This window comes from Rhodococcus sp. BS-15, from assembly GCF_000813105.1.
In the GTDB taxonomy this organism is placed as follows: domain Bacteria; phylum Actinomycetota; class Actinomycetes; order Mycobacteriales; family Mycobacteriaceae; genus Rhodococcoides.
The window spans coordinates 1-3,393 of record NZ_BAOX01000405.1 but is presented as its reverse complement, the minus strand read 5'-3'; the positions used below and the strand labels follow the sequence as shown (position 1 = coordinate 3,393).

Annotated in this window: 3 protein-coding genes and 1 pseudogene; 1 reads left to right on the top strand and 3 read right to left on the bottom strand. The window is 63.3% G+C overall.

Features of this window, described 5'->3' with window-relative positions; genetic code table 11:
• Window positions 1-662 (top strand): class I SAM-dependent methyltransferase (locus RHBS_RS25855; RefSeq protein WP_237669730.1); only part of this gene is annotated, 662 nt, incomplete at its 5' end.
• A 74-nt stretch (window positions 663-736) separates the two neighbouring features.
• On the opposite strand, the pseudogene RHBS_RS25850 reads toward RHBS_RS25855, so the two are convergent.
• The 3 genes and pseudogenes from RHBS_RS25850 to RHBS_RS25840 form a co-directional block, all read right to left on the bottom strand.
• Window positions 737-1,595, bottom strand: a pseudogene (locus RHBS_RS25850) (SDR family NAD(P)-dependent oxidoreductase).
• Window positions 1,592-2,470 (bottom strand): diiron oxygenase, encoded by an 879-nt coding sequence (locus tag RHBS_RS25845; protein WP_128646817.1) that lies wholly within the window; start codon window positions 2,468-2,470, stop codon window positions 1,592-1,594. The pseudogene RHBS_RS25850 and the gene RHBS_RS25845 overlap by 4 nt, the downstream one beginning before the upstream one ends.
• A complete protein-coding gene (locus tag RHBS_RS25840; protein ID WP_128646818.1) occupies window positions 2,467-3,384 on the bottom strand; it encodes a diiron oxygenase in 918 nt (305 codons plus the stop codon). The genes RHBS_RS25845 and RHBS_RS25840 overlap by 4 nt, the downstream gene beginning before the upstream one ends.
• Window positions 3,385-3,393 lie beyond the last annotated feature (9 nt).

Sequence of the window (3,393 nt, the reverse complement as noted above, 5' to 3'; positions counted from 1 at the left end):
TGATCGAGCCGGCGACGCTGCGCGAGCTGGCGCGCACCGACGGCGGCTACGTCGAACTGCTACCGGACGTGCCCGCACCGAACCCGTCGCCTGCGAGTATCGCGATGAACAACCGGGTGGTCGCAGCCATCTACGAAAGACTGTGGCGTCCGTTCGGGGTGTCCATGATGGGCATCGCGGGCATGTCGATGGCGGCCGAGCGGGCCAAAGCCGTTGCCGACCTACGATTGCATGGCCCCCAGCGCGTACTCGACGTCGCCTGCGGCCCCGGCAACTTCACCAGGTTTCTCTCCGAGGCTCTCACCGACGACGGCCTCGCCGTCGGGTTCGACATATCCGAGGCGATGATCGCCCGCGCCGTGGCGGACAATCGAGGACCGCGTGCGGCGTACGTACGCGGTGACGCCGCCCACCTGCCGTATTCGGACGACGCTTTCGATGCCGTATGCTGCTACGCCGCACTGTATCTCGTTCCGAAGCCCATGACAGTGCTGGACGAATTGATTCGCGTGGTCCGCCCGGGTGGACGCATCGCAATCATGACCAGCTGCGAGCCTCGTCCGGCCCCGCTGGGCACCGTCGTCGGCTTCGGCACCGGCCTGGCGGGCGTGCGGATGTTTCCGAAGAACCTGTTCGTCGACGTGTTCGAGCGTCGGGACTGACCGAGATTCAGCAGGACATCCGGGGACTGGCCCAGTTCGTCAGTGCCACGAAACAGTAACGGGCAGAGGCGAATCTACGACCCGTTACTGCTGTTCTTCGCCAGTTTCCTACCGGCCGCCGAGCCTAGCCGGTTGAGCGGGGCGAGCAGGTCCTGGTACCGCGGACCGACGACGCGCGGAATCAGATCGAACGCACGGGCATCGGGGCCGATCAGAACACGAGGCCTGTTTCGTTCCACTCCTGCGAGTATCACCTTGGCGGCTCGCGTCGGGGTGGTGAGCGCAATCTGCTGGAAGCGGCGCGAGGCCTCGTCAGGAGTCCCGAGATCGTCCATTCCGCGGGCGTTGGCCACGATGTTGGTCTTGATCCCACCGGGGTGCACGCACGTGACTCCTACAGGATGGCGAGCGACCTTCATTTCCTGACGCAACGCCTCGGTGAAGCCGCGGACGGCGAATTTCGCGGAGTTGTAGGCACTCTGACCGGGGATACCCATCAGCCGAACACGCTCGAGACATTGACGAGATGGCCTTCGCCTGAGTCGATCAACGCTGGCAGAAAAGCTTTGGTGCCGTTGGCAACACCCCAGAAGTCGATGTTCATGACCCACTCGAAGTCGTCCCAGGTCATGTCCACCACATCGGCGCCCAGTGCCACGCCGGCGTTGTTCGCAACGAAGTTGACGCGTCCGAATTCGCCGATGACGCGTCGGCATGCGAGTAGACCGCAGACCGGTCCGATACGTCCAGCTGGTACGGAACCGTGCGGGCTCCGATCTTCTCGCACAGAACCACGGTCTCTCCGAGCCCTTCTCCGTCGATATCGGACAGTGCAAGCTGCGCTCCACGGTTCGCCAGATTCAGTGCGAGGGCTCGGCCGATTCCCGAACCCGCGCCGGATACGACGGCCACTTTGTTCTCGAAATTCTTCACTTGCGCACTTCCTCCGCGTTCTGTTTGTCGATTCCGACTCCGGTCAATCTCCACAGCGCCGCGGTGAGGGTGCCGTCGAGCATCCCGGCCGAATCCAGGAAGGCGACGGTGTTCGCCGCGTCCCGCCGCCTTATCTCCACTCGGCGACGCCTCGACGCGAATGCTCCTCGGGCAGGACTGATTCCGATGGATCGGTACACCTCGAACGACACTCCGAGACGGAGAATCACGTTGGCCAGCAGAGCGAGCAGCACACGGTTGTACGCGCGAGCCACCGCATTCGAGTTGGTCTGCGCAGCAACCACTTCCGATCGAGCGGACGCAAAACGATCGGCGCTCCCGAGCCCATGGATCTTCACGGCCTGTCGAACGTGGGGTTCGATACCGGGGTCGGTCACCGCACCGGCCATCGACCGAGCGAAGGTCTCCTCGACCAACAGGATGGACGCGTGCGATGCTGCGCCCAGCGGTAGAAGGCCCAACAGCTTGACGGCCGTGGCCGTCCCCCGTGGCGGCTTGTAGGGCGGGACTTCCGTTGCGCGAACCAGCCGTCCGAAGGTGATCGTGGTCCGCGAACCGCCTGCGACCTCGTCGAGAGCATTGCGAGAATCGGTACTGTTGAGCCCCTCCTCCGCTACCCGCCTGAGCTGGTTACCGATCAGCATGGCCGACAGATACGACACCGTGCTCCATCTGCTCACTGCCTCGTGCAGTGCCAAGGTACGCCGATCCTGCTCGGCCAACCTGCCCCACAGGCGGGTCCCGTACAACGTCACCGAGTCTCGCGGCAACGCCGACGCCTCACTCTGCCAGGGTGATTCCCAGTCGATGTCGACATGCGGATCGTACTGGACCGCCGACGAGCGTCGGCTCATGCGAGATCGTCCGGCATGGCGCGGGTCATCTTCCACAGGCGGCGGGTCACCACACCGTCGCACATACCGGCGTCGGCGAAGAATCGGATCATCGGTTCGGAGAAGAACTGCATGTTGGTCTTGTAGGTGGGACTGGCCATTGCGGTGACGATCCCGCGAATGGGGTTGATGCCGACGGATCTGTACACGCGCGGATTGATGAGTGCGATGTACGTGAAGTTGGCGATCGTCGCAAGGATGACGCGGTGGACCGCACGATTCACCCGATTGGTCGATTGCATCGCGCGCACCATTTCTTCACGGGCATAGGTGATGTGACGCGATTCCTCGATCACGTGGATGCGCATCATCTGCCGCAGGTGCGGCTGCATTTCGGGATCGTTCTGCGCTTCTCGCTGCGCCCGATCGAGGACCTCCTCGATGAGAAGAGTCCCGCCGTACGTGGCCGGTCCGAGAGGAAGAAACTGACCGATCTTCGCAATGACGAGTCCCACTCTGGGCAGCAGGTAGGGCTTCAGGCCCGCCTTCTCGATCAATTTTCCGAACATGATCGAGTGGCGCGATTCCTCGCCGACCTCGGCTATCGAGTACATCGAATGATCGGAGAACGTGCCCCTCCCGAACACCCGAAGCAAGTTTGCACTGAGAAAACCCTCGGCATAGATGCCGAACGAGAGAATGCTGACGATCTCGTGTCGACCCAGTTCGCGGCGCTGTTCTTCGGAGAGCTTGTCCCACAACTTGGTTCGATAGAGCGAAACCCGATGCTCGGGCATCCACCGCATGCCGTCGACCACCGGAGCGTCCCAATCGATGTCGACCTCGCCGTCGTAGAACTTGTCGGCCGTCGACTTCAGCAGCCGCCGGGCCGTCTTCTCGCGCGGGCCGACCGCCCGCGCCCGCGTAGCCGACAGGTCCTCGGA